The sequence below is a fragment of the Sphingosinicella sp. genome, from assembly GCF_052388015.1.
In the GTDB taxonomy this organism is placed as follows: Bacteria; Pseudomonadota; Alphaproteobacteria; order Sphingomonadales; family Sphingomonadaceae; genus Allosphingosinicella.
Window position 1 is genome coordinate 1 of record NZ_JBQTIN010000028.1, and the last position, 3,703, is coordinate 3,703.

The 3,703-nt window shown below is 71.5% G+C and carries 4 protein-coding genes, 1 tRNA gene and 1 riboswitch; of the genes, 2 read left to right on the forward strand and 3 right to left on the reverse strand.

Annotation, left to right across the window (positions count from 1 at the left end; all coding sequences use genetic code 11):
• Window positions 1-159: 159 nt before the first annotated feature.
• A riboswitch (SAM-I-IV-variant riboswitch) is annotated at window positions 160-272 on the reverse strand.
• Between the two features lie 95 nt (window positions 273-367).
• The 3 genes from ACT4N3_RS02180 to ACT4N3_RS02190 form a co-directional block, all read right to left on the reverse strand.
• Window positions 368-441: transfer RNA gene (locus ACT4N3_RS02180), tRNA-Ile, on the reverse strand.
• Window positions 442-568: 127 nt separating this feature from the next.
• On the reverse strand, window positions 569-1,273 hold the full coding sequence (locus ACT4N3_RS02185) for a hypothetical protein (protein ID WP_444853568.1): 705 nt from the start codon (window positions 1,271-1,273) through the stop codon (window positions 569-571).
• Window positions 1,274-1,354: 81 nt separating this feature from the next.
• Window positions 1,355-2,620 (reverse strand): S8 family serine peptidase, encoded by a 1,266-nt coding sequence (locus ACT4N3_RS02190; RefSeq protein WP_444853569.1) that lies wholly within the window; start codon window positions 2,618-2,620, stop codon window positions 1,355-1,357.
• 89 nt (window positions 2,621-2,709) lie between these two features.
• Between ACT4N3_RS02190 and ACT4N3_RS02195 the strand changes: the two genes are divergently transcribed.
• Window positions 2,710-3,198 (forward strand): sigma-70 family RNA polymerase sigma factor, encoded by a 489-nt coding sequence (locus ACT4N3_RS02195; protein WP_444853570.1) that lies wholly within the window; start codon window positions 2,710-2,712, stop codon window positions 3,196-3,198.
• On the forward strand, window positions 3,198-3,703 hold a 506-nt coding region (locus ACT4N3_RS02200; RefSeq protein WP_444853571.1), incomplete at its 3' end, for an anti-sigma factor family protein. The genes ACT4N3_RS02195 and ACT4N3_RS02200, both read left to right, overlap by 1 nt.

The following is a 3,703-nucleotide window of genomic DNA, read 5'->3' on the forward strand; positions in this document are numbered from 1 at the left end:
GGCCGACGACGCCATAGCCGGCCAGCGCGATCCGGAGCGGGCGGCATCGGCGCGGCGCGGCGGGTGACGCGTCGGGGACGTCCGCGACGGCAAGGTCGGCGAACGTTTCGGTGGAGAGAAACATGACAGCATTCCTTCGTTGTCGGACGAAGGCAGCCGAGAGACCCGTATAATTGCCGGTCCGGCCGCATCGTCCCTGGTTGAGGGACCGCCACCTTGCCCGGGAGGGCAGGTTGGCGTGGACCGAAGCCGGTCCACTCTTGATGCAGGAGATGGCGCGAGCGCCGCCTCCGTGAGCCGTGCGTTAGCAGCGGCCCGTTCCGCCGGTCAAGCGCATCGAAATTGTCATCGCGCTTGAATCGGCGGCTGGTGGGCGCGGCAGGAGATGAACCTGCATCCTGCCGTAATCTGCGGCCCGCTCTGGTCTTGAGCTACGCGCCCTGAGCGCGGTCTAGCGCGGAGGGGTTAAGATTGCGCAAGCGGCCGGGGATCCGGATCCCCCAGCCCGCTCGAGACGCGAAGAAGGCCCGGCGGCATGCCGGGCCTTCTACTGCCGCCTGAGGACCGCTCACTTGTCGCGGACAGGCGTCCCCTCGGTGCGGCGGGCACGTGCGCCGCGCGGCGCACTTGCCGAGGAGCCAGAAGCCGACGGAGCCGAGCCCGACTGGCCGTCGGCTCGCGCGGCACGGCGCGTGGCCGAGCCAGCGGCGCTGCCGGAGGCGGAAGCGTCGGCCGAGAAGGCCAGCGAGTCGGCCGTCCCGGCGACATCGTCGCTCAGGCCGGCCGTGCGGCCCTGCATATTGTCGGCCACAGCGCGGCCGCGCGCGGCGGCGTTTCCGGCCGCTTGCCCGGCACGATTGCGCGCATTGCCGACGCGTTCCCGGGCGCCCGACGTGGTGTTGCGGACATCGTCGGTGCCGACGAGATCGGCGTCGGCGCCCAGATCGAGCGCACCCGACCCGCCGACATTCGCCGACTGCCGGCGCGAGCCGCGCGGCGTGTCGATGCTGTTGTCGAGCATGCCGCTGCCCTGACCGCGCCCCGAGGCACGACCGCTGGCGCGGCCGGTGCGGCGATCGACGCTGCGATCGACGCGCAAGTCGCCGTCACCCATCAGGCTGCCGCGGCTCGTCTGCCCGAGCCCGCCCAAGGGACTGCCAAGCGTACCGCCCAGCTGGCCGCCAAGCCCGCCGCCACCGCCCAGCAACTGTGCGGAGGCCGGAGCCGACAACAATAATCCGGCGCATCCGGCGAGCAAAATTCTCATACGCATGATCATTCTCCCGTGAGATTTGCAGAGGATTGTGACCCTCACAGGGGAGAAACGGATGGCGGCCGCCTCTTAATCCGCAGGCTATCGCGCGGGCAGCACGGTCCGGCACTCGGCGCAGATCACGCCCCGACCGACGCCACGGCCGCGACGGGCCTCCGCGTCGAGGGCCGCCAGCGGATTGCGGCTCCCGATATGCTGCGCGAGCCGGCCCGCGACGAAGGGGACGGCGTAAGAAGTGCCGCGCACCGCGACCAGCCCGCGTCCGCCGGCCGCGGCCATGTCCGCGGCCGGTGCCGCATAATCGAGATGGAGCGCGCGGCCGGCCTCGATCAGGACCCGGCCCCGGCCATCGACGCCGGTCACCGCGATCACCCCGGGATAGGATGCGGGATAAGTGGGCGGCGCGGCGCGGCCGTCATTGCCCACCGCCGCGACGATATACATGCCGCGCGCCTGCGCCGCGGCGACGGCGCGCTGGACGAGCGCATTGGCCGGCCCGGCGAGGCTCATCGCGACCACCCGCGTCCTCTGCCCCGCCAGCCAGGCCAAAGCGCGGACCAGCGCTAGCGCATTGCCGCCGGCGGGATCGGCGCCATAAATGTCAGCCACGAGCAGCGGTGCGCCGGGGGCCGCTCCCCGCACCATCCCCTGGCCCGCGATCAACGATGCGACGGCGGTGCCATGGGTGCTGGACCGGGGCGCGCCCTGGACGAACCCCTGCTGGCGAATCGGGCCGCGCAATGCCGGATGCGCCGCGACGCCGCCGTCGACGATCCCGATCGGCGCGACGGCGCCGCCACCGGCGCCTTGTCCCGCATGTCCAAGGTCAGCCAGGCTCGCCGCGCCGCTCGGCTCGTAGAGAACATTGGCGGCGAACGTGGCGCCAGGGGCAATGCGACGCAGTCGCGACAGGGCCCGATCGACCGACCAGCCGTTGGGAACGCCGAACGAGACCGCGGCAAGCCCCAGCGCGTCGGTGCTTTCGCCGCCCCGCCGGACGAACCCTGCCGCGCCAAGGGCCGCGAGCGTCGCCGGATCGGGATCGATGGCGATGATTTCGCCGCGCACGGCGGGGCCGACATCGGTCATTTCCAGCCGGTCCGGGTGACGGCGGACCAAGGTTTCCAGCCGCTCCACGCGCGCGTCCGCCAGGCCGCGGGCGGTATCGGCCGCATTGTCCGCAACCCCTCGCGCATCGCCGACCAGATCATTCGCCGTTCGGCCGACGCCGTCGACCACGCCGCCCAGCGGCGGCAGGGAGGGCGCAGGGACGAGCTGGGCGAGCGCCGCGTTGCACGGGAGCGCCAACCCGGCGCAGGCAAGCAGCAGCGACCAGCCGATCCTCATATGCAGGTTATGGCAGAATTTTGCTTGCATGGGGATGAAACGCGCCGGACCATCCGTTTATTCCCTCAAGGGGTAAGGAGAATCGCCAGTTGCAGGCCTTCGAGCGCGACTTGCTGGCGCTGGTTCCCCGGCTGCGCCGGTTCGCGCGTTCGCTCGCCCGCGACGCGGCGGATGCGGATGACCTGATCCAGGTGGCGCTCGAACGCGCACTCAGGGCGCGGGACCAATGGATGCCGGGAACGAGACTGGATGCGTGGATGATGCGGATTGTGCGCAATTGCTGGATCGACGAAGCCCGGGCGCGCGCGCGGCGCAATCGGACCTTTGTCGAGGAAGAGGCCGGCGCGACGATCGCGTCGGACGCCCATCATGACGTCGAGCGACGCGCCGAGCTTCGCGACGTCGACCGGGCCATGGCGACTCTGCCCGACGAGCAGCGCGAGGTGATCGCGCTCATCCTCGTCGAAGGCATGGCCTATCGCGAAGCGGCGGACCTGCTCGACATTCCGATCGGCACGCTGACCTCGCGACTGACGCGAGGGCGCCAGGCGCTGGTCCGCATGCTGGAGGCCGCGTGATGACGGTCGATACCGCCTTGTTGCTCGCCTATCTCGACGGCGAGCTGGACGCGCAGGAGGCAAAGCGGGTCGAGGATGCGCTCGCCGCCAGCGCCGCCCTGCGCGCCGAGCTGGAAGCGCAGCGCCGGCTGCGCGACCAGCTCGCCGCGCATTACGCGCCGGCCTTGGATGAGGCCGTGCCGCAGCAGCTGCGCGCGCTCCTGGAGCCGAAAGTCGTGGACTTCGCGGCCGCCCGTCAGCGGCGGTTCACGGGCGCCTGGTGGGCGCCGACGGCCTTGGCGGCAAGCCTGGTGCTCGGGATTGCCATCGGGCGTCTGCTTCCGGCCGGCGGCGAGTTCGGCGCATCGGACGGCGCGCTTGTCGCGCGCGGCGCGCTCGCCGAGGCGCTGAGCACGCAACTCGCCTCCGCCCAGCAAGCCGACGCGACGACCCGAATCGGCGTGAGCTTTGCGCGCGCGGACGGCTCGCTGTGCCGAACTTTCGCCAGCGCGAACATCTCCGGCCT

Excerpts from the sequence above, each read along its gene's own strand:
- ACT4N3_RS02185 (WP_444853568.1), bottom strand. The coding sequence starts at position 1,273 with ATGCGTATGAGAATTTTGCTCGCCGGATGCGCCGGATTATTGTTGTCG.
- ACT4N3_RS02190 (WP_444853569.1), bottom strand. The coding sequence starts at position 2,620 with ATGAGGATCGGCTGGTCGCTGCTGCTTGCCTGCGCCGGGTTGGCGCTC.